The sequence below is a fragment of the Stenotrophomonas sp. SrG genome (genome assembly GCF_050031795.1).
In the GTDB taxonomy this organism is placed as follows: Bacteria; Pseudomonadota; Gammaproteobacteria; order Xanthomonadales; family Xanthomonadaceae; genus Stenotrophomonas; species Stenotrophomonas rhizophila_A.
Genome location: NZ_JBNBBE010001169.1, coordinates 1 through 238 on the forward strand (window position 1 = coordinate 1; position 238 = coordinate 238).

Below are 238 nucleotides of genomic sequence, written 5' to 3' on the forward strand. Positions count from 1 at the left end.
TGCCTTGGCCATCGGGAAAAGGCGCTGCCGTCTCAGCTGTCGGCGGGTGAGAAGCAGCGCGTGGGCATCGCCCGTGCGATCGTCGGCGAGCCCAAGCTGCTTGTGGCCGACGAACCCACCGGCCACCTCGATCCGACCCTGGCCGCTGAAATCATGGCGCTGTTCGCCGTACTGCCCGAGCGCGGCACCAGCGTGCTGGTGGTCAGCCACGACCTGGCGCTGCTGCGCGCCATGCGCA

1 protein-coding gene is annotated in these 238 nt (G+C 69.3%); it reads left to right on the forward strand.

Translation table 11 applies throughout. From position 1 onward, the window contains the following. On the forward strand, positions 1-238 hold a 238-nt coding region (locus tag ACQG3P_RS23140), incomplete at both ends, for an ATP-binding cassette domain-containing protein (RefSeq protein WP_426806351.1).